Here is a 23,600-nt window from a genome sequence, read left to right as displayed (position 1 = left end):
TCACCCTCCGGCGACGACCTTCGCGGCGGGCGCGTCCTCGACGACGGCCCCGTCCGCGAGGCGGACGAGACGACGCCCGTGCGCCGCGACGCCGAGGTCGTGCGTCACGAAGACGAGCGTCGCCCCGCGCTCCTCGTTGAGCCGCGCGAGGATCTCCATGACCTTGCGCGAGGCGGTGGAATCAAGCGCTCCCGTCGGCTCGTCCGCGAGGATGAGCACGGGGTCGTGCACGAGCGCCCGCGCGATCGCGGCGCGCTGCTGCTCGCCGCCCGAAAGATGCACGGCGCGGTGGTCGAGGCGGTGGCCGAGGCCGACGAGGCGGAGCAGCTCGCGCGCGCGGCGGTCGAGCGCGTCGCGGTCGCCGCCCGCGAACGTGCCCGGCAGCAGGACGTTCTCGAGCGCGGTGAGGCGCGGGATCAGGTTGTAGCCCTGGAAGATGTAGCCGAGCTTGCGGCCGCGGAACCGCGCCGCCTCGCTCCGGCCCATCCGGGTCGTCGGGACGCCCCCCACGAGCACCTCGCCGCGGGTCGGCTTGTCGAGGAGGCCCATCATGTGGAGGAGCGTCGACTTGCCGGACCCGGAGGCGCCCACGACCGCCACGAGCTCCCCCGCCTCGATGACGAGGTCGATGCCGCGAAGCGCCCGGACGGTCTCCGCGTACTGGCCGTACTCCTTCACGACACCCCGGAGTTCGAGCGCCGCGGCGCGGGTCATCGGCGTCGAACCCGCCCCGGCGGTCATCAACCTATGCCACCGCGCGGGCCCGGATGGGATATTCTTAAGGCGGGCCGCCGCGCTCGCGGAGGCGTGCCCACCTCGCGGCTTCCCGGCTTCTTCAAGCTCCCGCCCGCCGAGCGCGCCGCCGTCGTGGCGCGCGAGACGGGCCTCACGAAGAGCGATCTCGCGCTCCTCGCCGAGGGCCCGGACCGCGAGCGCCTCGACCCGCTCGTCGAGAACGTCGTCGGCTTGCACCCGCTGCCGTTCGGCGTCGCGACGAACTTCACGGTGAACGGCCGCGACCGGCTCGTCCCGATGGTCGTGGAGGAGTCGAGCGTCGTCGCCGCGGCGAGCCACGCGGCGAAGATGACGCGCCCGCACGGCGGCTTCAAGGCGAAGGCCGGCGGCGCGATGGTGAGCCAGATCGCGCTCAAGAACGTCCCGAACGCGGCCGCCGCGCGCGCCCTCGTCGCGGCGCGGACGACCGAGCTTCTCGCGGTCGCGAACGCCGCCCAGCCAGGCCTCGCAAGACGCGGCGGCGGCGCGCGCTTCATCGAGGTGCGCCGCGTCACGACCGAGCGCGGCACGCTCGTCGTCGTGCACCTGCACGTCGACACCGTGGACGCGATGGGCGCGAACGCGGTGAACACGATGGCCGAGGCCCTCGCGCCCGTGCTCGAGGAGATGACGGGCGGCACGTCGCTCATGCGCATCCTCACGAACCTCGCCGACCAGCGCCTCGCGACCGCGGAGGCCGTCTTCGACAAGGACGAGCTGGGCGGGCCCGACGTCGTGGAGCGCATCCTCGACGCCGCGGCCTTCGCCGACGCGGACCCGTACCGCGCGACGACGCACAACAAGGGCATCATGAACGGCATCGATGCCGTCGTCGTCGCGACGGGCAACGACTGGCGCGCCGTCGAAGCCGGCGCGCACGCGTACGCCGCGCGCTTCGGCCGCTACCGGTCCCTCTCCACCTTCAGCGCGACGCCCGAAGGCCATCTGCGCGGGCGCCTCACGCTCCCGATGGCGCTCGGCATCGTCGGCGGCGCCACGAAGGCGCATCCGACGGCGGGCCTCGCGCTCAAGATCCTCGGGGTCGAGAGCGCGAACGAACTCGCGGAGGTCGCGGCGAGCGTCGGCCTCGCGCAGAACGTCGCCGCGATGCGGGCCCTCGTCTCCGAGGGCATCCAGAAGGGCCACATGCGCCTCCACGCGAAGAACTTCGCGCTCATGGCGGGCGTCCCCGCCGAGCGCCTCGAAGAGGTCGCGGAGCGGCTCGTCGCCGAAGGCGACGTGAAGCTCTCGCGCGCCGAGGCGATCTGGAAGGAAATGGCGGGCCGCTAGCGTCCCGTCGACGAAATCCTGTCGGATTTCGTCGCCGGGCCGAGCGCTCGCCGCAATCGGGCCGCTCCCGCGGCCCTCGTCTCCGCTTCGCTGCGACCCTGCGGCGAGCGCGGGGACGCTCGCTTCGCTCGCTTGGCGGCGCCCGAAGCGCTTTTCTGCAGCAGGGGCGCTTCGGACGCCGTGAGTCTGTATCCACAAGGCGCGTGGGCCGTCGTGACCGGCGGCACCAAAGGCATCGGCCGCGCGACCGCGGAGGCATTCGCCGCGCATGGCGCGAACGTCGCCGTCGTCTCGCGCAAGGCGCACGAGGCGGAGGCCGTCGCGCACGACCTCGCGGCCGCGCACGGCGTCACCGCGCTCGGCGTGGAAGCGGACGTCGCGGATCTCGCCTCCGTGAAGGCCGCCTTCGAGGAGATCCTCGACGTCTCGGACGGGCGCCTCGACGCGCTCGCCTGCGTCGCGGGCCACCCGGTCGTCCCCGCGTGGTGGGACACGCCCCTTGCCGCGATGGACGACGAAGCGGTGACGCGCTGGTTCGACGAGGTCGCGCGCGTGGACCTCGCGGGATCTCGTTACTGCGCCCGCGAAGCCCTCCGCGCGATGGCGCCGCGCAAAGCGGGCGCGATCGTCCTCGTCTCCTCCACGCCAGCGCTCACCGGTTACAAGGGCCTCCCGTACACGGAGGCGAAGGCCGCGCTCCTCGGCCTCGCGAAGGAGATCGCGCGCCACGCGGGCGCGGACGGCATCCGCGCCAACGTCGTCGCGCTCGGCAACGTCCGCACGGCGTGGCTCGACGAGGTGAGCGCGGAGGAAGCGGCCGCGCTCGAGCGGGAGAACGCGCTTCGCCGTTTCGGCGAGCCGCGCGAGATCGCGGAGGCGATCGTGTGGCTCGCCTCGCCCGCCGCGAGCTTCGTGACGGGGCAGACCCTGATCGTGGACGGCGGGACCGAGATGCGGTGATCGCGGGCGTCACGCGGGGATCAGGGGCTCGACGACGATCGTCTGGTTTTCTATCTGTTGGTACGCCCAGGCCGGGGTCGTCCCATTGGAGCGGGGCGTCGAGAATGGGAATCGGTACTCCATGGCCCTTACGACACTCGCGGTGAGGGCTTCGACTTGGTAAACGACGAGATGTTCGTTCGCGGGATTCTGGAAGTAGACGCGGCCGTCAGGTGTCTCAGACAATTGAGGCATGCCATGGAGCGGAATCGTCGAAGAGGCGACATTCCAGGAGCCGTTTGCTTCCCGATCTCCCAGCATGTAGCGCTGATTGGTTACACTGCCAGTGCAGAGATCGTAGATTAAACAACTTGAGCCTAAGGCGGGGGGGGCCACGAAGGCCGCCTTAGCGCTCCCGTCGGATAGAATCGCGAAGACGCAGAGGTAGGATTCGCCTGGGTTTCCTGTGTGAATAAGGCTGGATTTTCCTCCCGGAGTTCGCTCGATCACGTTTCCCTGTCGGTCGGAGTGGCATACGCGAGCCTTTCCTTCGGTATCGACCGCCACCGATCCGAATGAGGGGGGTCCAATGGATTCAGACTGAATCTCTTTTCCTCGGATCGTAACTAAGGTGAGGGCGGGTTCTGGAGCGATCGAAAAGACGAGTGCGTAAGCCGTTCCGTCAGGCGCGAGCGCAAAGGACACTGGACCTGATGCGGAAGAATGTAGGCTATTCGCAGGAATTTCGATGCGGTGCCATTGCCTTTCAGAAGGCTTGCGCACCATTGCAGAAATCCTTCTTTCGGTGACGCCGCCAGAGCCTTCGTGAACTACCGAGACCAAATAGGCGGCCCAGCCTCCTTGAAAATCCCCTTCGATCCATTCCACGCGTTCTCCGCCCGCCAACGGGAGAAGGCGCTCCGTCTGAGTGACATTCAGCCCGTTGATACGGGTATATTGGACGGCACCATTCCCACTCTCATGCGCTAGTCCGTAAGCTCCTTTGTCTTCGACGATGAGGCTCAAGGAACGGGCGGTAGCGTTGATCCAGTGTGCCGTGCTTCCAGAGCCGTCGGCTATAGTCCCTCCGCTGCCGGCATCTTGTTGCGAAATTGCGAGACAACCCGCGGCGGGAAGGAGCGCCACGATGATCAGGGTGGGAAGGCGTGCCGACACCGGCCAAGAAGAGGTACTTTGGTGTCTTAAGGGTTCACTTGAACGGGCAGGCCCTGTGCGCGTTCCAAGCATAACACCCACGCTCATCGGATGGGAACAAGTTCAATTGCTCTCGAAGATCGGGCGCATGGAACGGGTGGTGGCGTTCCCGTGTTTCGCTTCGCCAGAGTTGTCAGGATGCTCCTTCGCTGCCAGTATCTTCTTCTGGGGCGCGGGGAACATGCACGAAGGTGATCAGACGTAAGCCGAATCAACACATCTTTAACGTGTGCTATCGCTCCTTAAGCAGTCACCCAAATGATAGGTTTTATGCGTGTGCAGGATTGCGCATCGTGATTGGTGGTCCGGCCGCGATCAGTGTTCTATTGCTTATTCCGATCGCCCTTGTGCCCCCCACCGCGGGCGAGGCATCAACTCCTTGTGTCCCAGGTGTATTCGCACTCGCCTCCTGTTCATTCGTAACTCAATCCCTTGTCGGGGGGCGCTACGAATATGACACGATCATTATCCCTTCTGGTGTCGAAATCCAGCCAATCGCCGCCTTCATACTTGAAGCAAATACAATCGTAGTTGGGGGGACAATTATTGGCGGAGTGGGCGAAGATGGTAACGGGCATGATATAGTTTTGTCTGCACGAGATCTCCTCGTCGTAGAGGGTAATATTATCGCTGCACAAGGAATCTCGCGCGATATAGCCGCCTCATTGCATGAGGCTCTCCCGGGGGGTCGTGGGGGGGGATCTCTCTCCACGTGCCGCGTGGCTTCCTCTTTGTCACAGGAGTTCTGATGACGGGTGCCGGTGGAGATGGGCAGTCTTTAGAACGGCCCGTTTCGCTGATTCCTTCGGGTGCCGCGGATGTCGGGGGGCGCGGCGGCGCAGGCGGGGACCTTTCGATAGATGCAGAATCGATGATTCTCAGCGGAGATATTATCTTCGGGAGCGGGGGCAAAGGGGGGGATGTACGAGATATAATCTTTGCACCGTATTCCTCAGGGTTCGAGCCCCGAAAGGCCGTAGGGGGCGCTGGCGGAGCATCCGGGGCGTTGCGACTCGGATCGGGCCGAGACCTTTCTAACCTTACCGACATCATTCGAGGGCGCTCGTTTGATGGCGGTCGCGGGGGGGACGGGGGTGACGCTGAGTCTATCCTCGTAACTAACTCAGGTCTTTTGAGTTTTGACCCTGTAGACGTTCCCGAAATTCCTGATCTAGGGGGGCCCGGCGGGGACTGCGGTGGTACCTATTCGGACGGGAATGGGCAAGAAGGTTGTCGCGGTGGAGGTGACCACAAAACAGGTGGCGCGGGTGGTGGATCCCCGCTAGGCGTAGGGGGCCGCGGTGGCGATGCCACGGCCGTCGGCGGCACTGGGGGACCCGGCGGCCCTGGCCGAGCCGCAAGCACTACCTCCGACGCGGGTAGAGGTGGGCGAGGGGGGCCGGGAGGAACAGCTTACGCGCAAGGTGGCCCAGGAGGTCCCGGTATCGTGGGGGGCCGCGGTGGCGACGCCAGCGCTACAGGAGGCCGAGGAGGGACGGGTGGCAAGGGAGGAGATGGACTATTCATGTTCGTCACGTACGTCACCATGGAGTGCCAGAACTTCATTTGCACGCCGGCCTATCACGCTACACCTCACTGCATGCCCCCCGGGCCGGCGGGTTCGGGGGGATCGGGCGCCGAATCTGAGGCCAAGGCTGGGCCTTCAGGTCCCTTACTTCCGAATCCTGAAACGGCTTCCGCCTATCACTCGAAGGGCTCAGCAGGTGCTCGTGGCTCGGATGGAGAAACACCTTTAGAGTGCCGTGATCCGTCAGGAGGTTGTAACCCGTGCTTCTTGATGTGGGCTCCCCGTGTAGGGCTTCCTTGATTTTCTCGAACGTCGTCGCGCCGGGGAACGTCCGCACGGCCTGGCTCGACGAGGTGAGCGCGGAGGAAGCGGCCGCACTCGAGCGGGAGAACGCGCTCGGGCGGTTCGGCGAACCGCGCGAGATCGCGGAGGCGATCGTGTGGCTCGCCTCGCCCGCCGCGAGCTTCGTGACGGGGCAGACCCTCGTCGTGGACGGCGGGACCGAGATGCGTTGATCAGCGCAGGCTTTCCGCCACGTCCGAGACCTCGTGGTCGCAGTACATGCACTTGAGGCGCACGGGCGACGTGGCGCCGTTCACCCAGAACTGCGACTGGATGGGCTCGTGGTTCGTGACGCAGCTCGGGTTCGTGCAGCGTACGATGCCCGAGATCTTTTCGGGCAGGCGCACGACGTCCTTGCGCGCGACCTCGTACTCGCGGATGATGTTGATCGTCGCCTTGGGGGCGATGAGCGCGATGCGGTTGAGCTCGCCCGCGTCGATCTCGCGGTCCTCGATCTTCACGATGTCCTTGCGCGCGCCCGACTTGCCGCTCGGGACGTTGATCGCGGCCGTGACCGTGGAGGAGGCGCCGGGGCGCGGGAGGCCGAGGATCTTCAGGACCTTGATCGCCATGTTGGGCGTGATGTGGTCGATGACCGTCCCGTTGCGGATGGGCTGGACCTTGAGCTCCTTCATCGCGTCCCCTCCTCGAGGCCGAGCACGAGCGAAAGCAGGGCCATGCGGACGGGGACGCCGTTTGCGGCCTGCGTGAAGTACTTCGCGTGCGGTGTTGCGTCCACCTCGGGGTGGATCTCGCCGACGCGCGGGAGCGGGTGGAGGAGGATGAGCCCCTTCTTCGCCTTCGCGAGGAGGTCGTTCGTGATCTGGTAGGTGCCCTGCACCTTGTTGTACTCCTCCGCGTCCGGGAAGCGCTCGCGCTGGATGCGCGTGACGTAGAGGACGTCGGCGCGGTCGATCACGTCCTCGACGCGCTTGCCGAGCGTATACTTCGCGCCCAGCTCGTCGAGCTGCGCAAGGGTGTCCTTCGGCACCTGCAGGGAGTCGGGCGCGATGAACGCCATCTCGGCGCCGAAGCGCGCAAGCGCGTTCGCGAGGCTGTGCACCGTGCGGCCGTACTTGAGGTCGCCCACGAGCGCGACCAGGTTGTCCTTGATCGTGCCCTTCTCGCGGCGGATCGTGAAGAGGTCGAGGAGCGTCTGCGTCGGGTGCTGACCGGCGCCGTCGCCCGCGTTGATGACGGGGACGCGCGACACCTGCGCGGCGAGGCGCGCGGCGCCCTCCTGCGGGTGGCGGAGGACGATGACGTCGGAGTAGGCGGCCACCATGCGGATGGTGTCGGACAAGGTCTCGCCCTTCGAGACCGACGTCTGCCCGGGCTGCGCGACGCTGATGGTCGTGCCGCCGAGGCGCGCCATCGCGGACTCGAACGAGAGCCGCGTGCGCGTCGAGGGCTCGAAGAAGAGCGTCGCGAGGACCTTGCCCTGGCCGCGCGCGAGGGAGGCTTCGCCCCGGCCCGCGGGGACGTACGTCTCCGCGACGTCGAGGACCCGGTTGATCTCCTCGACCGTGAGGTCGGCGATGTGCGAGAGGTGGCGCCCGCGGAACGACGTCATGGCGCGCTCCAAACCGGCCTTCGGCTTATGAATGTTCGCGCCCGTTCCCCCGTGGCGTTTCCCCCCTGCGTCCTCGGCGCGGAAGGCGCGGCCGCCACGTTTTAGCCGAAGGCCGCGCGTGGACCCCGCGTGGATGCCCGCCGCCTCGTCGTCGGCCTCGCCCTCGCCCTCCTCCTCGCGGGCTCGCTCGGCGCCGCAGCGGTCGAGCGCGACGCCGCGCTCGCGCTCGCGGGCCGGGTCGCGCCGGGCGACCACCCCGCCGTCGTGACGATCGACGGCCGCACCGACTTCCCGGCGGCAAGCGCCCGCGCGATGCTCGCGGCGGTCCCGGGGTCGCGGGCCGCCTTCGCCTACCGCGGCGAGGTCCAGATCGCGGGCGTCGGCTACACGCTCGTCGGGCTCGAGGGCGTGGACCTCCCCCGCGGCACCGCCGCGCCGGTCTCGACCGCGGCCCGCCCGCTCTCGGACCACGACGGCGAGCTGGAGCTTCTCGCGCTGCGGCGGGTCCTTCCGCCCGTGACGACGCTCCACGAGATGGAGTTCCTCCAGGCCTGCGGCGAGCCCCGCTTCACGGCGGAGCGCGAGGTCTGCCGCGACGACGCGGCCATCGCGGCCGAGAACCTCACGGTCCTCCGCGTCTCGATCCCCAGGGACGCGCGACGGCTCGCCTTCCACGCGGACGTGCGGGAGCTCCGCCGCGACGAGCGACCCGCCGGTTGGAACGGGACGTTCGAGGACCCCGACGGCCGCGTGGCGGCGGCGTTCTCCCTCGAGGTGCCGCGCGGCGCGACCGCGCTCCCGCCGCCTTTCGCGCTCGACGGCGCGCCGACGCTCGCGCCGGGAACGTGGACCGTGCGCTTCGCGCTCGAGGCGAACGGCACGCGGTTGCCGGGCGTCGCGGGCGTCGTCGCGGTCGACGCCCCGCGGCCCGGCGCCGCCGCGCCCGACGCGCGCTCGCCGGTCTCGGTCGTCCCCGGCCGACTCTCGTTCGCGCCGCCCGCGACGCCCCCCGAGGCCGCCCGCGACGCCGACCTCGTCGCCTCGCTCGAGACCGCGCAGGCGCTCTTCGGGGCGCGCGGGCGCATCACCGAGGCTCGCGTTGTGGAAACCGCGCCCGGCGCGCCCGCGGCCCTCGCCGAGGAGGCGCTCGAGGAAGCCGCGCGGTCGCTCGCGGACGGCCCGTCGCGCGACGTCGCCCGCGAGGCGTTGTCCGTCCGCGACCTCGAAGGCCACCGCGAGACGGCCCGCGTGGAGGCCCTCGAAGCGTGGACGCGCCGCGCGACCGAAGCCGCTCCCGCCGTCCTCGCGGCCGCGCTCGCCCTCGCGCTCCTCCTCGTGCCCTTCCCGCGCAAGATTTCGCGCCGCCTGCCGCTCGCCGTCGCCGCGGGGACGGCCCTCCTGGCCCTCGCGTGGGTGCTCTTGCCGTCGTTCTCGTTCGCGCTCGCGCCGCTCGTCGCCCTCGGAGGAGGCGTCGCAATCGCGGTCGGCGCGCGCGCCACGCCGCGCGAGGCCGGCGCCGCGGGTCTCGCCGCCGCCGCGTTCGCGGTCGTCCTCGCGGGCGCCGTCGTCTCGGCCTCGGCGGCCGCCGCCTCCGGGCGCGTCTCGGAGCAAGCCTACGAGATCACGGACGCGGGCCCGTGGCGCGCGGTCCGGCTCCCCGACGACGCGGTCGTGCGGCTCGACGGCTCCCCCCGGCCCGCGGGCGTCGTCGTGCTCGGCGCGGAGTCGCGCCTCGCGCCCGACCTGCCCCCGCTCTTCGAGGCCTCCCAGACTTTCCGCTCCACGATGGAGGTCTTCGAGGTGCTGCCGACGAGCCCGCGCGCGGCCGTCGTCACGGAGCCGCTCACGCGCGCGCCCGACGGGACGCCCGGCGCGCACGGGGTCGGATCGACGCTCGTCATCCCCGGCGCGGGCGGCGACGTGGAGTTCCTCGTCGTGGGCGTCCTCGACGCCCGGGCGCCCTCCGCCGTGTTCGTGGCGCCCTCGAACCTCGACGCGCTCTTCGGCGGCGCCGCGAGCGCCGGCTTCGTTCCGGTGTCGCTCGCGGCGCCCGGCGCCGAGCCGCCGGGCCCGCCGGTCGCGGCCGTCGCCGCGGGGGCGGTCGCCGCCTTCGCGCTCGGCGCGGCGACGCGCGGCGCGCGGACCCTCGCCGCGGCCTTCGCGCCGGCGCTCGCCCTCGGCGCCGTCGCGGGGCTCGGCGCCTGGCGCGAGACGGCGACGGCGCGCGCCGCGGGCGCGGGGCTCGCGTTCGACGCGGGGGCCGCGCTCGTCGCGGGCGTCGCCCTTGCCGGGCTCGTCGCGCTGGGGCGCTTCGTCGCCCGGCGGGTCTGATCACGCCTTGCGGATCGGATCCTCGCGCTCGCGCGCGGCCTGGCCCGGCGGGTTGCGGGCGCCGACCGGCAGCCGGCGGCCCGAGTCGATGACGGCGCCGAGCGCGGTGAAGAGCGCGCCCGCGAGGATGACCACCGGGATCGCGCTCCAGAGCGCGCCCTCCGCGTCGCCGACCGCGACCATGCGGTAGGCGGTCGCGGCGCCTGCGCCGACGCCGCCGAGCCAGAGCGCGGCGTACGCGGCCACGTCGCCCCGCCGGATCGCGGCGGGCGCGAGGCCCGCGACCATCGCGCCCCAGGCGAACGAGAGCGCGGCGATCTGGAAGGAGCCGAACGCGAGAAGGTCGCGCACGGCGGGCGCCTCCCCGGCGGCGCCGAGGGGCGCGGTGTGCTCGGGCTCGAGCAGCATGGGTTGCGCGGCGAGCCAGAGCCCGTAGGCGGCGATTGCGATGCCGAGCACGATGACGACGGAAGCGGCGACGTTGCGGGTCTCCATGCGCATCGCGGCCCCACGCCCGGTGGGGTGCAAGAGGATGGCGGCTCGGCGCCCCGCGTCCCGACGCGTGACGCACCGATAGTGCACGGAACAGGATTCGAACCTGTGAACGCCTTCGCGACTAGACCCTGAATCTAGCACCTTTGGCCAGGCTTGGTTATCCGTGCGTGGGGATGCGGCTACCTCGCTCCCCCGTCATAAGAGTGTCGGGGTCCCCGTCAGAGCGCGAGCCACACGGCCGTCGCGCCCGGGAGCGTGAGCGCGCCGCCCGGGAGGGGCGCGGGGACGCCGTCCACCGCGACGGGGCCCTCCGCGAAGCGCACGCCGTTCACCGCGGTGTCCGTCGCGTCGGGCGCGCTCGCGCCGAGCCACCACGCGGTCGCGATCGCGGGGAGCGAGCGCACGGACGAGGTGAGGCCCACCGTGACCGGCGCGTCGTTACGGTTCACGATGAGGAGCTTCACGCTCCCGTCGGGCGCGCGGTACGCGTGCGCCGCCACCTTCGGGTCGCCCGACGCCGTGGCGTTCAGCACCGCGGCGCCCGCGGCGTGTCGCGCGTGGAGCCAGTACGCGTAGTACATCGGCCGGACGTCCTCGCTCGGCATGTCGATGAGCGCGAGGCCGTGGCCGGGGTTCGCGCTGAACAGGAACTGGAAGATGCCGGTGAAGCCCTGGCGCGCAAAGCGGCCCACGACGTCGCTCGCCCAGAGCGCGCCCGCGTGCGTCGTGCCGACGCCCTTCCCGGCCTTGATGCCCGAATCGGGGCCGAGCTCGGTCACCCACAATTCCGCCTCGGGCGCGTGGCGATCGCGCAGGACGCGCGTGTAGGCGCCCGCGTCGTCGACGTACGAGAGGCCGGCGGGCGGCCAGTCGGTGACGCGCTCCTGCAGAAGGTGCGCGCGCGTGAGCGTCGCGGAGGACGAGTTGCGGGTCTGCTCCGAGTCGAGCGGGTAGTAGTGCCACGTGACCGCGTCCACGGTGTCGCCGTTGCGCTCGAGGAACGGCGTCATCCAGTCCGCGCGGCCGCGGATGCCCGTGACCGCCGCGGGCGTCATGACCTCCGGACCCGCGAACCTCGCGCGGGGGTCGACCTCCGCGATCGCGGCCGCGAAGCGCTCGGAGTCGCGCGCGTGGCTCTCGGGCGTCCGGTTCCAGCTCGTCGCCTTGTAGTCGGGCTCGTTGCCGAGCTGCCACCACTCGATGCGGCGTCCGTTCGCGAGGTTCCACTCGGCCATGTCCGCGGCCATGGCGGGGGTGCCGCGCTTCAGGTTCACCTCGATGAGTGGCTTCGCGCCGACCGCGTCGCAGAGGTCGAGGAACGCTTCGAGACGGTCCGCGGAGAGCACCCATCGCGAGCCCTCGGGCGCCTTCTTCACGGTGTTCGTCGGGTCCCAATGGTAATCCTGGCCCGAATGTCCCGCGGGGAACCGGAGATAGGCGGGTTGCATCGCCGCGAGGTACGCGACCCACGTCGGATCGGGCGTCGGGTCGAAAAGCTGCGGCGACCAGTCCGCGATGCTCGTCGCGAGGAAGCGCGTCGGCAGCTGCGCGAGGACGCGCGTTCCGTCGACGTGCACGTGCACGTCCACGCCCTCGGGCGGCGTCGGAGGCTCGACGGGCCGGTCGCGGCGCGGCGACGGCCACCCCGCGAAGGGGTCGCCGAAGGCGGGCGGGCCGTTCCCGCCCGTCGTCGCGCCCGGCGGGTCCCCCGCCTGCGGACGCGCGACGCAACCGGCGAGAAGGAGCGCGGCAACGACGAGGAGCGTGGGGACAACGCGGGCCACGCTCGTCGGCGGTGGGGGCCGCGCATTGCGCCTTCTGGTACGACCGCGAAACCTTCATCCCCGACACCCGCCCTTGCGCGCGCATGAAGCCGGGGGACCTCGTCGAGTTCAAGGAAGGTCTCTTCGGCCTCAAGGCGCCCGCGAACCTCGGCATCTTCCTTGAGCGCGTGAAGCGCAAGGGATCCTTCCACGTCATCCTCTTCACGACGAAGGGCCGGCAGGAGATCCGCCCCGAGAACGTGACCGCCCGCAAGCTCAGCGCCCGCGTGCCGGAAGACCTGCCCGAGGCGGAGCTCGCCACGCGGCTCCGGCAGCTCATCGCGGAGTTCGGCAAGGGCAAGCTCGTGGAGGAGGTGCCCGTGAGCGCATCGGGCGAGCTGACGGACCGCGACATCTGGTTCGCCGTCGCGGACGAGCCCGAGCCGCTTTCGCCCGAGGCCATCGCCGCGAAGCACTTCCGCGTCCAGGAGCCCTCGCGCGGGCAGCTCAAGGCGGTGAAGAGCGCGCTCGAGTCCTGCCTGAGGCCCGGCGTCGGCTACTTCGAGCGCGTCGCGGGACGCGCGGAGCTCTGGCGCCCGATCGCCCGCGCGGAGCACAAGGCGATCACGCGAGAGATCGAAGGCCTCCGTTCGCTCAGGAAGCGCCTCATCGTCGCGGAGGAGGTCATCGACGAGACCGACAAGTGGGCGCGCCCGAAGACCGTGTACCGCGGCATTCCGCTCGCCGACCTCCAGCTCACGGACGACGACCGCGCGCGTCTCCAGTTCCTGAAGCGGGTCTACGCCTCGTTCATCCTCCACGACCGCGATACGGGCGAGGTCGGCCTCGCCGGCACGCACGTGACCACGATCGACGGCTACAGCCTCTGGAACGACGCGCGGTGGCTCGCGCTCGATTGGACCGGCGCGCAGGGGGTCTCGAACTCGAGCGTGTTCTGCGAGTTCCTCGTGGATCTCGGCCTCATGACGCAGAAGGAGGTCATCGAGCTCATCGCGGCGCGGCGCGTCCTGAACGAGATGTACTTCGACCTCGCGACGCCGCCCGAGATCGAGCGCGCCGCGGCCCGCTTCGAGGATTCGATTCCGGCCGAAACCCTCGCGCGCCGCGAGGACCTCCGCGCGCTGCCCTCGTGGACGATCGACCCCGCGGACGCGAAGGACCACGACGACGCCGTTTCGTACCGCAGGAACCCCGACGGCACGCACACGCTCTGGGTCCACATCGCGGACGTCGCGGAGTTTGTCGCCAAGGATTCCGCCCTCGACGGGCACGCGCGCAAGCGCGGAACGAGCGTGTACCTCCCGATCGGCGTCCTGCCGATGCTCCCCTCGCGCCTTTCGGACGACCTCTGCTCGCTGAACGCGAACGTCGACCGCCTCGCAATGACCGTCATCCTCGAATACGACGCCTCGGGCGCGGTCGTCTCCGAGCGCGCGGTCGAATCCGTGATCCGCGTCGCCGAGAACATCTCCTACGGGGAGGTCGACGACGCGATCGCGCGGGGCGACGAGCCCTATGCGTCGATGGAGGCGTTCGCGCGGCTCGTCGGGGCGCGCCGCCGCGGCCTCTCGCTCGAGACGAACGAGCGCAAGATCCGCCTCACGGACAGCGAGGTCCACGCGATCGAGCGGCAGGGGACGGCCGCGACGCGCATGATCGAGGTGTTCATGGTCGCCGCGAACGAGGCCGTTGCGCGCATGCTCACCGCCCGCGCCGTCCCGCTCCCCTATCGCTGCCATCCCATTCCCGATCGCGCGGGGGTCGACCGCTTCAACGCGCAGATGCGGACGATGGAGATGCCCGTCGCGATCGAGCTTCCGCCGCCGGAATCCGACGCGGGCCTCGCCGCGGGGGGCGCCCCCGCCGTCGTCGAGGACGAGGCGCCGAGCCTGCTCGAGCAGCTCAAGAAGGGCAAGCTCGAGCTCGTCGGCGGCGGGTTCCGCATGGAGCGCGAGCCCGCCCCGGAACCCGAATCCGCGATCGAGGCTCCCGACGCGCCGCCGAAGCCCGCGTGGCGCGGCCTCGCGCAGCTCGACGAGGCCGCGCGCGAGGCGTGGCTTTCGCCGTTCCGCGACGCGCTCGCGAAGGTCTCGGCCCTCGACGATCCGGAGATGCGCGAACTCGTCCACCTGAAGATGCTGGGCTCGCTCGGGCGCGCGTTCTACACGACCGCAAATCTCGGGCACTTCGGCCTCGGGTCCACGTGCTACGCTCACTTCACGTCTCCCATCCGCCGCTATCCCGACACGGTCGTGCACCGCCAGCTCAAGGCGATCCTGCGCGGGGAAGCGCCGCCGCACGGATTCGACGAGGTCGAGTCCATCTGCGAGCACGCCTCCGCGCAGGGCGCCGCGGCCGAGGCGCTCGAGCGCGGCCTCGTGAACGCCTCGATGGTGTTCGCCTCGCGCACGTCACGGTGGTCCGGCACGCTCAAGGGTCGCGTGAGCGGCATCACAAAGGGCGGCGTGTTCCTGACGCTCGAGGGAGGTCTCGAGGCGCGCCTCCCGACCTCCGACCTCGCGGGCGGGCCGTGGGCCGTCGACGACGCCGACAGCATGCTCTTCGCGGGTTCCGTGGACCGCCCCGAGATCGAGCGCGAGGTGAGCGCGAAGAACTGGCGCGACCTGTGGGACGAGGAGAAGGGCGAGATGGTGCGCGTCCGCCTCCGCCTCGGGGACGTGATCCCCGTCGTGCTGCGCGGCCGCGACTACGTCGAGGGGCGGGTCGCCGCGCGCGAGGCTTCGGCCGCGACGGAAGCGGACCCGGCCGCGAGCTGACCGAAGGCGGGCGCCGCGAAACCGGCCGCGAGGACGAGGAAGAAGCCCGAGACGAGCCTTAGCTGGATCTGGGTGTCTTCGGGCGCCGCCGCGAGCGCGGCGCGGACGAAGAGGAAGACCACGAGCGCGTTCGCGCCGACGACCGCGAGGTTCGCGGCGAGCGCGGAGCCCGTAAGACCCCTCGCGCGGACGTGCCACGCGAGGAGGCTCGTCGCCGCCGCGATCGTGCCGATGTTGACCGCGATCGCGACCTGGACCTGGAACCCGATCGCCGAGGCGCCCTGCATCGCGGCGACGGGGATCGTCGCGAGCGCGGCCGCAAGGAGGATGCCGCTCGCGGTGCGCCCGGCGGACGGGTCGACACCGTCGGGGCAGCGATGCTTGAGCATGCCGATGAGGAGGACGATGCCCGCGGCCATCTGCGAGGAGAGGACGACGTTGAGGCCGAGGACGTCGCCCGGGAGGAGGCGGAGGTTGAGCGCGGCGGCCGCAAGGGCCGCGATGAGGAGGAAACCTGCGGCAACGACGAAGGGGATCCACCCCGTCGTCTGCTGGGTGTCCAGCTCCTCCTTGCGGAGGGCCCGTCCGAGCGTGAAGGCGTGCAGACCGTAGAGCGCGAAGCCCCCGAAGAACCCGAGGGCGACGAGGATGCGGACGGCTTCGACCATCAAGCCGCAGACGACGGGGTCCTTCATAAAGGCCAGGGATCCGGCGACCCTCCCGCGCCCTGCCTTCCTCGCTTCGATGCTCGTCCGAGAGCCCTTAACTAACCCCCGGGCGAGTCTGGGGTGTGCCCGCGGGACCCGGGTCGCTTCCCTGACCCTGCCTGCCTACCTCCCTTGCCTCGAGTCCCGGGTCCCTGCGGCGTCACACTCATGTTCCTTCCCGGGATGGGACGCCGCGTCCCGTGGCCCGGTCGCCCCCGGTCCCGGTCCCGGTCCCGGTCCCGGACCCGACGCCCGGCACCCGACGCCCGGCACCCGGCACCCGGCACCCGGTCCCGGCTCCCGGTCCCGGTCCCGGTCCCGGTCCCGGACCCGACGCCCGGCACCCGACGCCCGGCACCCGGCACCCGGTCCCGGCTCCCGGTCCCGGCACCGGTCCCGACGCCCGGCTCCCGGTCCCGGTCCCGACGCCCGGGTCCCGGTCCCGGTCCCGACGCCCGGCTCCCGGTCCCGGCACCCGACGCCCGGCTCCCGGTCACCGTCGTCTTGTTCTCGCCAAGGTTTTTCCGTCGGGTCGCCGTCGCGGCGGTTTGTGCGGGTGGGTCTGGTCGCGCCGTATTTCTCGCCCCACGTGGGCGGCGTGGAATCGCACGTGGAGTCGGTCGCGACGGAGCTCGCGCGCCGGGGCCGCGCGGTGACGGTGCTGACGAGCCGTCTTGCGGGGACCGCGCCGCGGGAGCGCCGGGACGGCTTCGACGTCGTCCGCCTTCCGATGCGCGCGAACGTGTGGACGACGCCCGTCCTCGCGGGCGTGGGCGAGGCGCTCGCTTCGGGGGGCTTCGATGTCGTGCACACCCATTCGCCTCCCCCGGTCACGGCGTGGCAGGCCTCGCGGGCGACGCGCCGGCTCGGGCTTCCGCACGTGCTTACGCATCATTGCGATCTCGAGATCAACGCCTTCTACGGCCCGCTCGTCGTCGAGGTGTTCAGGCGGACCCTCGGCCGCTCGACGGTCGCGTTGGCGGACGCGGTGGTGGCGACGACGCGCACGTACGCGGCGACCTCGCGCTCGCTCTGGAGGCATCCGGACGTCGAGGTGGTCCCGAATCCCGTGGATCCGGAGCGCTTCCGGCCGGGCCTCGACGGCCGCGGCCCGCGCGAGCGGCACGGCCTCGGCGACCGTCGGGTCGCGCTCTTCGTGGGTCGCCTCACGCACCACAAGGGCGTGGACACGTTTGTGCGGGCGGCGGCGCATACCCCCGCGGACGTCGCGCACGTCGTCGTCGGGGACGGCCCCGAGCGCGCGCGTCTCGAGCGCCTCGCGCGCGATGCGCCGGGCAAGGTCGTCTTCGCGGGCCGGATCCGACACGACGATCTTCCGTCCTACTACGCGGCGGCGGACGTGGGCGTGCTCCCGTCGACGTCGCGCCTCGAGGCCTTCGGCATCGCCGCGCTCGAGGCGCAGGCGTGCGGCAAGCCGGTCGTGGTGAGCCGCATCCCGGGCGTCCACGAGGTGGTCGAGGACGGCGTCACGGGCCTTCTCGCGGAGCCGCTCGACGCGCGGGACCTCGGACGGGCGATCACGGATCTCGTCTCGGACCGCGAACGCGCGCGGGCGATCGGCGAGGCGGCGCGGGCGCGCATCCTCGCGAACTTCACGATCGGGGCCGTGGTGGACGGGCTCGAAGCTGTCTACGCGCGCGTGCTCAAGGCGCGCGGCGCCTGAGCGCGAGCGCGGCGAGCGCGAGGACCGCGAGGGCGGATGCGACGCCGGGCACGGGCAGGCGCTGGACGAGCAGGTCGAAGGCGCCGGGCGTCGGCACGACGCTCGCCGAGATCTCGCGGTTCATCCCGAACTCGGCCCCGGTCGTGTTGACGCGGATCGTGAGCTCCTGCGTCGTCTCGGAGACGAACTGGATCTCCAGGATCTCGTCGCGGCCTTCGCCGACGACGACCTGCTGGAGGTGCGTCTTCCCGCCCGGGAGCCCTTCGACCTCGACGCGCACGCCGAGGGCGAGGCCGGAATCTTCCACCGCGTCGTGGTTCGTCGCGAAGTTGCGGATGTGGATCCGCAGGACGCCCTGCTCGAGCGGGTGCAGCGGGGGAATGGGCTCGAGGGTCACGTCGTAGCCGCGCTCGGCGGTCGCGAGACCGTAGAACCGGTTGTCGTTGCCGGTGAAGATGGCGACGAGGGAGTAGGGGTTCGTGCCCTCCTCGGCCCGGACGTCGTTCGCCTGGACCGTCGCCTTGCGGACCGTGGGGGAGCCGGCCGTGGGCGGGCCGAACTCCGCGCTCGCGAACACCTCCGTGCCGCCGGCCTTGAGGAGCAGGAGCTGGCCGCGGCGGCTCGCCTCCGCGGGCGTCGAGGCGGCGTCGCGGTCGGTGGCGGTGATCTCGAGGGTGCCGAGCTCGCGCACCTCGCCGCCGTTCACGCCGCGCGCGACGAGCTCGACGGCGGTGATGTTCACGGCGTGGCTCGTGACCGGGAGCACGACGACCGCATTGCCGACGGTGCTGTTCGAGCCCTTGAGGTGGCCCTCGACGATCACGAGGCCCGAGCGCGCGCCTTCCAGGATCGCGCCCGGGTCGATCGTCGCCTCGATGCGCCCGAAGGCGTCGGTCACGCCCTGCTTGAGCACCGTCGCCTTGCGCGCCGCGCCGGCCACGATGACCGCGTCCGCGTGCGCCTCGCCGAACGCGAAGACGACGTTCAGCTTGCGCGAGGGATCGACGGGCGTCGGGTAGAGCGGGGTGAGGTTGTGGCCGCTCACCTCGGTGAATTCGGGGAGGCGCGCGGCGGGGAAGTCCATGCCCTGCAGATTCGCGAAGGCGCTCGAGACGCGGACGCCGTGCGTCGCGCTCGCGACGGTCTGGCGCACGCCGAGCACGGGGTCGGACGGGACGTGGACGACCTCGAAAACGATCGGATAGGAGCCCGAAGGGGGCAGCGGTCGCGTGGAGCGGACGCCCGGCACGACGCGCTCGCCGTCGAGGTCGAATTCGGCCTTGAAGAGGCTCGCGGAGATCTTCGTGAGCTTCGCGGGGATGACGCCGACGCCCGCGGGGCCCTCGATGCGCGCGCGGAGGAGGTACGCGCCGGTCACGGGCGCGATGGGCCGGCCGTTCCCGTCCTGGATCTCCACGAACGCCGTGAGATTCAGGCCCCAGTCGTTCGCGACGCCCGGCGCCTGGTGGGGGCGGCCGTCGTACGGGTTGTCGTAGACGCCCGTGTAGCCCGCGGGAAGCGGGGGCGCGTTCGAGGCCGCAAGCGCGTCGCCCATCGTGTCGCGCTCGTCCTTCCAGGCCTCGGGGCCGTAGTGAGACTCGAGGCTCTTGACGACGGGCACGAGCGACGCGGCGGTCGTGACGGGGGCGAGCGCGGGGAGGACGGTCGCGAGAAGGGCGATCGAGAGGGCGAGCGTCCTGAGGCGCATCCGCCCGGAAAGCGGACGGCCGATTTATAAGGCTTCGCCGCTCGGCGGACCGCTACGGGAGAAGGTCGTGGCCGGCGGCGCGGAAGCCGTCCTGCGCGGGGGCGGGCCACGCAAGCCCGTTCGGGGTCGGCAGGCACGCGGCGTCGTGGAGCGTCACGGACGTGGCGCCGACGATCCAGGCCCGGCATTGGTCCACGTCCCCGCGCTCGCGCATCGACCATCCGCCCGCCGCGCCCGCCGCGCCCGGGGCGGCAAGCGCGTAGTGGCTCTCGCGGCTGCGGTCCCGGTCGTCGCCCAGATGATGGGCCACGCGGCGGGTCGAGTTCGTGACGAGGATCTCCTGCGAGACGTCCGTCGTGAGGACGCGGAGGGAGATTTTCGCATGGCGCTCGGTCGTGTGCGAGTGCCAGTCGTACCGCGCGTCGCCGCTTTCGTCCCTGCCCCAGTCGTCGGTGGTCGTCTGGCGCGCGCGCACGTCGAGCGAGGCGGCGGGGACCCCCCACGAGACGTTGCGCCACTCGGTCGATTGGCGGTGGTGCGTCTCGACCGTCTTGTTGCGGTGGGTCCATCCGTTCGACGCCGCGCCGCTTTCCACGGAGGGCTCTGGAACGACGTCGAGGGGTTCCTCGGCGGCGGCGAGGCCAGGCGACGACGCGAGGAGCGCAAGGACGAGGACGAGCGCGCGACGGGACATCGCCCGGCAAGGGTCCGCGGCCGGGATAACGTTGGTGTAACCCCGCGGCGTGACACGTCACACGGAGCGGAGGCGCTGCTCGAGGCGCGCGCTCACGAGCGCGACCGCGACCTCGCCGCGCGTGCGCTCGACGAGGCTGCGCGCCACGTCCTGCTTGCGGCGGACCTCGACGAGCGCGCCGGGGTAGTCGAACCGCAGCAGGGTGTCGAGGACCTCCTCCATCATCGCGAGATGGCGCGCGGCGCGCTTCTCGTCCGCCGCGACGACGTCCGCGAGCGCGAGCCGCCGCAGCTCGCCCACGACGTCGCCGAGGCCGAGCACGTACGCCTGCGGCGTCACGGGGAGGTCGCGCGGGCGCGGAAGCGGGCGATCCTTCGCGATGGCGACGACCATCGCCGCCTCCGCGACCTCCTGCTGCGCGTTCTCCGTGAAACCGGCCGCGGCGAGCTCCATGTGGCCCTCGACCGCGTCCGCGAGCCGGCGACCCGAAGCGAGCGCCTCCGCAAGCGCCGCGTCGGCGTCCTCGCCGCGCTGCACCGCGCGGATCGCCGCGCCCGACAGACGGACGGTCTCGCGCGAGAGCGCGATCGCGCGCTCGCGGGCCGCGTCCTTCGCGTCGAGGTCCCGGATGAGGTCGTCCGCGATCGCGCTCAGGTTCGCGAGGCTCCCGGAGGGCACGCGGGGCGATCGCCAGGGAGGCGGTTAACTTTAACGTCGGGGGGACGTTCGCCCGCGCATGAGGGTCCTGGTCTCCGATCCCCTCGCGAAGGAAGGCGTGGACGCCCTGCGCGCGGCGGGTCACGACGTCGAGGAGAAGAAGCTCTCGCCCGAGGAGCTCGTCGCCGCGATCGGCGATTACGAGGCGCTCGTGATCCGGAGCGAGACGAAGGTGACGCGCGCCGTCCTCGAGGCCGCGCAGCGGCTCAAGGTCGTCGGCCGCGCGGGCGTCGGCGTCGACAACGTCGACCTCGCCGCCGCGAAGGAGCGCGGCGTCGCCGTCGTGAACGCGCCCCTCGCCGCGACGAACGCGGTCGCGGAGCTCACGATCGGCCGCATGCTCGACCTCGCGCGCCACCTCGCGCCCTCGGATGCCTCGATGCGCCAGGGCGAGTGGCAGAAGAAGGCCTTCATGGGCTCCGAACTCTCGGGCAAGACGCTCGGCCTCGTCGGCGTCGGCCGCATCGGGAGCCGTGTGGCCGAGATCGCGAAGGCGTTCGGCATGCGCGTCGTCTTCTACGATCCCTACGTCCCCGAGGGCCGCGGCCCCGGCGACCGCTTCACGCGCGTCGAGGACCTCGTCGCGCGCGCGGATTACGTCAGCCTGCACGTCCCGCTCACGCCCGAGACGAAGCACCTCGTGAACGCGAAGCTCCTCGCCCAGTTCAGGAAGGGCGCGCGCCTCCTCAACATGTCGCGCGGCGGCATCGTGGACGAAAACGCGCTCGCGGAGGCCGTGAAGAGCGGCCACCTCGCGGGCGCCGCGCTCGACGTCTTCGAGACCGAGCCGCTCCCGAAGGACTCGCCGCTCCTCGGGATCCGCGAGATCCGCCTCGCGCCGCACGTCGGCGCCTCGACGCGCGAGGCGCAGGACCGCGCGGGCCGCGACGTCGCGGAGCAGGTCAACAAGGTCCTCGCGGGCGAGAAGCCCGACTTCCGCGTCGCGTGATCCGATGCCGCGCGCCCTCGAGATCCTCGCGGCGCCCGCGCCGATCCCGCTCGCGAAGGGGCAGGAGATCCCCGCGCGCACGTTCTACGGCCAGTATTTGGGCCTGCGCGAGACGATGCGCCAGCCCGGCGAAACGGGCCTCCGCTTCGTGGGCCCGAAGGGCACGGTGCTCGTGCTCGTCGCGACGGCCACGCTCACGCACTCGACCGACGTGAAGGCGACCATCCTCGTCGACGACGCCGAGACGCTCCGCCGCGCGCTCACCGCGAAGCGGTACCGCGTGCACGACACCTCGCCCCTCGAAGGCCACCGCCGCTTCCTCGCGGTCGACCCGAGCGGCAACCGCGTGGAGATCCGCCAGAAGGTGGCGTGATGTTCGCTGCGGGCGACGACGTGCTCGTGCGCGCGACCGGCGAGCGCGGCACCGTCGTCCTCGCGCTCGATGCCGCGGGCACGCTCCTCGTCGCGGTCGGCGACGAGACGCTCGCCTTCGCGGCCGGCGACCTCGAGCGCCCGTGGGCCCGCCAAGCGCGCTGTTGTTAGCGAGCCAGCGGAGCGAGCGGAGACGAGGTCCGCACGCGCGGCCCGGTTGCGCCGCGCGCTCGCCGGCGACGCAATCCACGGTTTCGTCGGCGGGCCGCTAGACCAGCCTGCCGACCCAGTCGCAGTCCGAGACGCGCTCCGTGACCGTCGATCCGTCGGGGCGCTCGAACGTGACGTCGCGCGGGCCAAAGCAAACCTCGAAGCCGCCCATGGACGTTCCCTGCGGAAAGAACAGGTAGTCGGTCATGAACATGTGACCGGCGCCGGATCCGCTCGGCGGGATCAGGATCGGGTCGCTGCCGCGGATCCAGTTCGGGTTCCGCGTCAGGTCGGAGACGCAGAGCGTCGTGGGCGGCGCGGTGGCGAGGCACGGCGAGCCGTTCGTCTGCGGAAGTCCCTGGTGGCCGAAGCGGAACACGCCGGCCGGGCCCCAGTCGGTCTCCGGCGTGAGGAGGAATCCGAGCGGCCCGACGGCTTTCCCGCTGATCGGCACCCATTCGCCATGATGGTCATAGTAGTCGTCGGGGCTCGGACGGTTTCCGCCTTCGTAGGCGTCCTGGGCGAGAACCCGTCCCACGTGGCCGTCGCGCGTAAAGTCCTTCCAGGCGCCGACCCGGACCTCCGGATGGAAGAAGCCGGGGGGCATCGCAATCCCGCCGTCGTACGCGAGGCCGGGCAACGGGTAGGTCTTGCGCAGCGCGCCGACGCCTCCGGTGGGGTGCGTCATCCCGGGCAGCACGTCCATCCACGCGTGCCAGTCGTCGATGTAGTCCTGGCCGCGGCCGGGCTGCGCGGCGCGGGGGCCGTTCCCGAGCTCGTGCTCGTACGGCGAGAACACGACGTCCATCGCGCCGAGCGGCGGGGCGATCGGGAGCGGCGGGACGACGCAATTGCGCGGGCACATGTTCGCGCCCGGCGTGCTGATCGCATTCACGAAGGGCGAGGCCGCCGCCTGATACAGGGTCGTGACGGGGCCCGGCGCGAGAGCCATGTACCGATCCACGTCGAGGAGCGAACCGGGGGCGATCGTGAACGGGCGCCCGTTGGCTTCGTCGGGCTTGGCGATGCCGGCGGCGAGCGTTTCGATGACGTAGGGCTCGAGGAGCGACCCGTCGAGGAAGAGGACGTTCGCGTGGGCGCCGTGGAGCTGGTTCGCCTTGCGGTTGTATTCGATGTCGTACTCGTGCGTCATCGGTCGGCGAGGATCCGTCGAGGTCGGATGGCTTCCGGGCTCGATCCACGCCAGGACCTGCTCGGAGCGCGCATGGAATTCGTTTCCGGGGGCATTCCCCGCGCCGTTTCCATTCGCATCGTACAGACCTTCGATCTCGATCTCGCCGTCGCCGTCGTCGAGCCAATTGCCGTACCAAGCGGCAACGTCGTGCTGGCCCGGAAGGAGCCATGGGGCGTTGCCACCGGTGTCGCGGTGGTAGCTTGACGTGTAGGCGAGATGGCCGAGGATGGCGATGTTCTGGGTGACGACGTGCGAGGGGTCGGGGTTCGACGGGTCGTATCGGACCGCGGAGGGGTGGCTCGAGTCCCCGTAGGAG

Annotated in this window: 20 protein-coding genes and 1 tRNA gene; 9 read left to right on the top strand and 12 right to left on the bottom strand. The window is 71.2% G+C overall.

What is annotated here, in order from left to right; genetic code table 11:
• Entirely contained in the window at positions 1-714 is a 714-nt protein-coding gene (locus VM889_01200; protein HVL47155.1) for an ABC transporter ATP-binding protein, read from the bottom strand.
• A gap of 93 nt (positions 715-807) precedes the next feature.
• Here VM889_01200 and VM889_01195 point away from each other — a divergent pair, with 93 nt between their 5' ends.
• Both VM889_01195 and VM889_01190 read left to right on the top strand, forming a co-directional pair.
• Positions 808-2,064, top strand: a complete 1,257-nt coding sequence (locus VM889_01195; GenBank protein HVL47154.1) for a hydroxymethylglutaryl-CoA reductase, degradative — start codon at positions 808-810, stop codon at positions 2,062-2,064.
• Positions 2,065-2,244: 180 nt separating this feature from the next.
• Entirely contained in the window at positions 2,245-3,024 is a 780-nt protein-coding gene (locus tag VM889_01190; protein ID HVL47153.1) for an SDR family NAD(P)-dependent oxidoreductase, read from the top strand.
• A gap of 9 nt (positions 3,025-3,033) precedes the next feature.
• Here VM889_01190 and VM889_01185 read toward each other — a convergent pair whose 3' ends face one another.
• Positions 3,034-4,179: a hypothetical protein gene (locus VM889_01185; GenBank protein HVL47152.1), complete on the bottom strand. Its 1,146-nt coding sequence runs from the start codon at positions 4,177-4,179 to the stop codon at positions 3,034-3,036.
• Positions 4,180-6,042: 1,863 nt separating this feature from the next.
• On the opposite strand from VM889_01185, the gene VM889_01180 reads away from it, so the two are divergent.
• Positions 6,043-6,261, top strand: coding sequence for an SDR family oxidoreductase (locus tag VM889_01180; GenBank protein ID HVL47151.1), 219 nt, complete (start codon positions 6,043-6,045; stop codon positions 6,259-6,261).
• Here VM889_01180 and pyrI read toward each other — a convergent pair whose 3' ends face one another.
• Complete coding sequence (gene pyrI, locus VM889_01175) at positions 6,262-6,723, bottom strand: aspartate carbamoyltransferase regulatory subunit (protein ID HVL47150.1); 462 nt, start codon at positions 6,721-6,723, stop codon at positions 6,262-6,264.
• Complete coding sequence (gene pyrB / locus VM889_01170; protein ID HVL47149.1) at positions 6,720-7,661, bottom strand: aspartate carbamoyltransferase; 942 nt, start codon at positions 7,659-7,661, stop codon at positions 6,720-6,722. Before pyrB ends, pyrI begins: the two co-directional genes overlap by 4 nt.
• Positions 7,662-7,790: 129 nt before the next feature.
• Between pyrB and VM889_01165 the strand changes: the two genes are divergently transcribed.
• On the top strand, positions 7,791-9,992 hold the full coding sequence (locus VM889_01165; protein ID HVL47148.1) for a hypothetical protein: 2,202 nt from the start codon (positions 7,791-7,793) through the stop codon (positions 9,990-9,992).
• On the opposite strand, the gene VM889_01160 is transcribed toward VM889_01165, so the two are convergent.
• The 3 genes from VM889_01160 to VM889_01150 form a co-directional block, all read right to left on the bottom strand.
• A complete protein-coding gene (locus VM889_01160) occupies positions 9,993-10,493 on the bottom strand; it encodes a hypothetical protein (protein ID HVL47147.1) in 501 nt (166 codons plus the stop codon). It abuts the gene before it with no gap.
• Between the two features lie 76 nt (positions 10,494-10,569).
• Positions 10,570-10,654, bottom strand: a tRNA-Leu gene (locus VM889_01155).
• Between the two features lie 51 nt (positions 10,655-10,705).
• Positions 10,706-12,271, bottom strand: a complete 1,566-nt coding sequence (locus tag VM889_01150; GenBank protein ID HVL47146.1) for a hypothetical protein — start codon at positions 12,269-12,271, stop codon at positions 10,706-10,708.
• 83 nt (positions 12,272-12,354) lie between these two features.
• Here VM889_01150 and VM889_01145 point away from each other — a divergent pair, with 83 nt between their 5' ends.
• Complete coding sequence (locus VM889_01145; GenBank protein ID HVL47145.1) at positions 12,355-15,048, top strand: ribonuclease R family protein; 2,694 nt, start codon at positions 12,355-12,357, stop codon at positions 15,046-15,048.
• On the opposite strand, the gene VM889_01140 is transcribed toward VM889_01145, so the two are convergent.
• A complete protein-coding gene (locus VM889_01140) occupies positions 14,979-15,716 on the bottom strand; it encodes a hypothetical protein (GenBank protein HVL47144.1) in 738 nt (245 codons plus the stop codon). The two genes, VM889_01145 and VM889_01140, sit on opposite strands and share 70 nt — an antisense overlap.
• A gap of 589 nt (positions 15,717-16,305) precedes the next feature.
• Between VM889_01140 and VM889_01135 the strand changes: the two genes are divergently transcribed.
• Positions 16,306-17,439, top strand: a complete 1,134-nt coding sequence (locus VM889_01135; GenBank protein HVL47143.1) for a glycosyltransferase family 4 protein — start codon at positions 16,306-16,308, stop codon at positions 17,437-17,439.
• On the opposite strand, the gene VM889_01130 is transcribed toward VM889_01135, so the two are convergent.
• From VM889_01130 to VM889_01120, 3 genes are read right to left on the bottom strand one after another with little or no spacing between them, the layout of a single operon-like run.
• Positions 17,420-19,147, bottom strand: coding sequence for a hypothetical protein (locus tag VM889_01130; GenBank protein HVL47142.1), 1,728 nt, complete (start codon positions 19,145-19,147; stop codon positions 17,420-17,422). The genes VM889_01135 and VM889_01130 overlap by 20 nt on opposite strands.
• A 52-nt stretch (positions 19,148-19,199) precedes the next feature.
• A complete protein-coding gene (locus tag VM889_01125; protein HVL47141.1) occupies positions 19,200-19,841 on the bottom strand; it encodes a hypothetical protein in 642 nt (213 codons plus the stop codon).
• 57 nt (positions 19,842-19,898) lie between these two features.
• Positions 19,899-20,519, bottom strand: a complete 621-nt coding sequence (locus tag VM889_01120) for a translin family protein (GenBank protein ID HVL47140.1) — start codon at positions 20,517-20,519, stop codon at positions 19,899-19,901.
• A 58-nt stretch (positions 20,520-20,577) separates the two neighbouring features.
• Between VM889_01120 and VM889_01115 the strand changes: the two genes are divergently transcribed.
• Genes VM889_01115 through VM889_01105 form a run of 3 tightly spaced genes read left to right on the top strand, consistent with a single transcriptional unit; the run spans position 20,578 to position 22,050 of the window.
• Complete coding sequence (locus VM889_01115; GenBank protein HVL47139.1) at positions 20,578-21,507, top strand: hydroxyacid dehydrogenase; 930 nt, start codon at positions 20,578-20,580, stop codon at positions 21,505-21,507.
• Between the two features lie 4 nt (positions 21,508-21,511).
• Positions 21,512-21,880 carry a VOC family protein gene (locus tag VM889_01110; protein HVL47138.1) on the top strand — a complete coding sequence of 123 codons (369 nt, stop codon included), beginning with the start codon at positions 21,512-21,514 and terminating at the stop codon, positions 21,878-21,880.
• Positions 21,880-22,050 carry a hypothetical protein gene (locus VM889_01105; protein ID HVL47137.1) on the top strand — a complete coding sequence of 57 codons (171 nt, stop codon included), beginning with the start codon at positions 21,880-21,882 and terminating at the stop codon, positions 22,048-22,050. Before VM889_01110 ends, VM889_01105 begins: the two co-directional genes overlap by 1 nt.
• 97 nt (positions 22,051-22,147) lie before the next feature.
• Here VM889_01105 and VM889_01100 read toward each other — a convergent pair.
• A partial coding sequence (locus VM889_01100; GenBank protein HVL47136.1) for a hypothetical protein occupies positions 22,148-23,600 on the bottom strand: 1,453 nt, incomplete at its 5' end.

Source organism: Candidatus Thermoplasmatota archaeon (genome assembly GCA_035540375.1).
Taxonomy (GTDB): domain Archaea; phylum Thermoplasmatota; class SW-10-69-26; order JACQPN01; family JAJPHT01; genus DATLGO01.
This window is presented reverse-complemented; position numbering and strand designations above follow the sequence as displayed.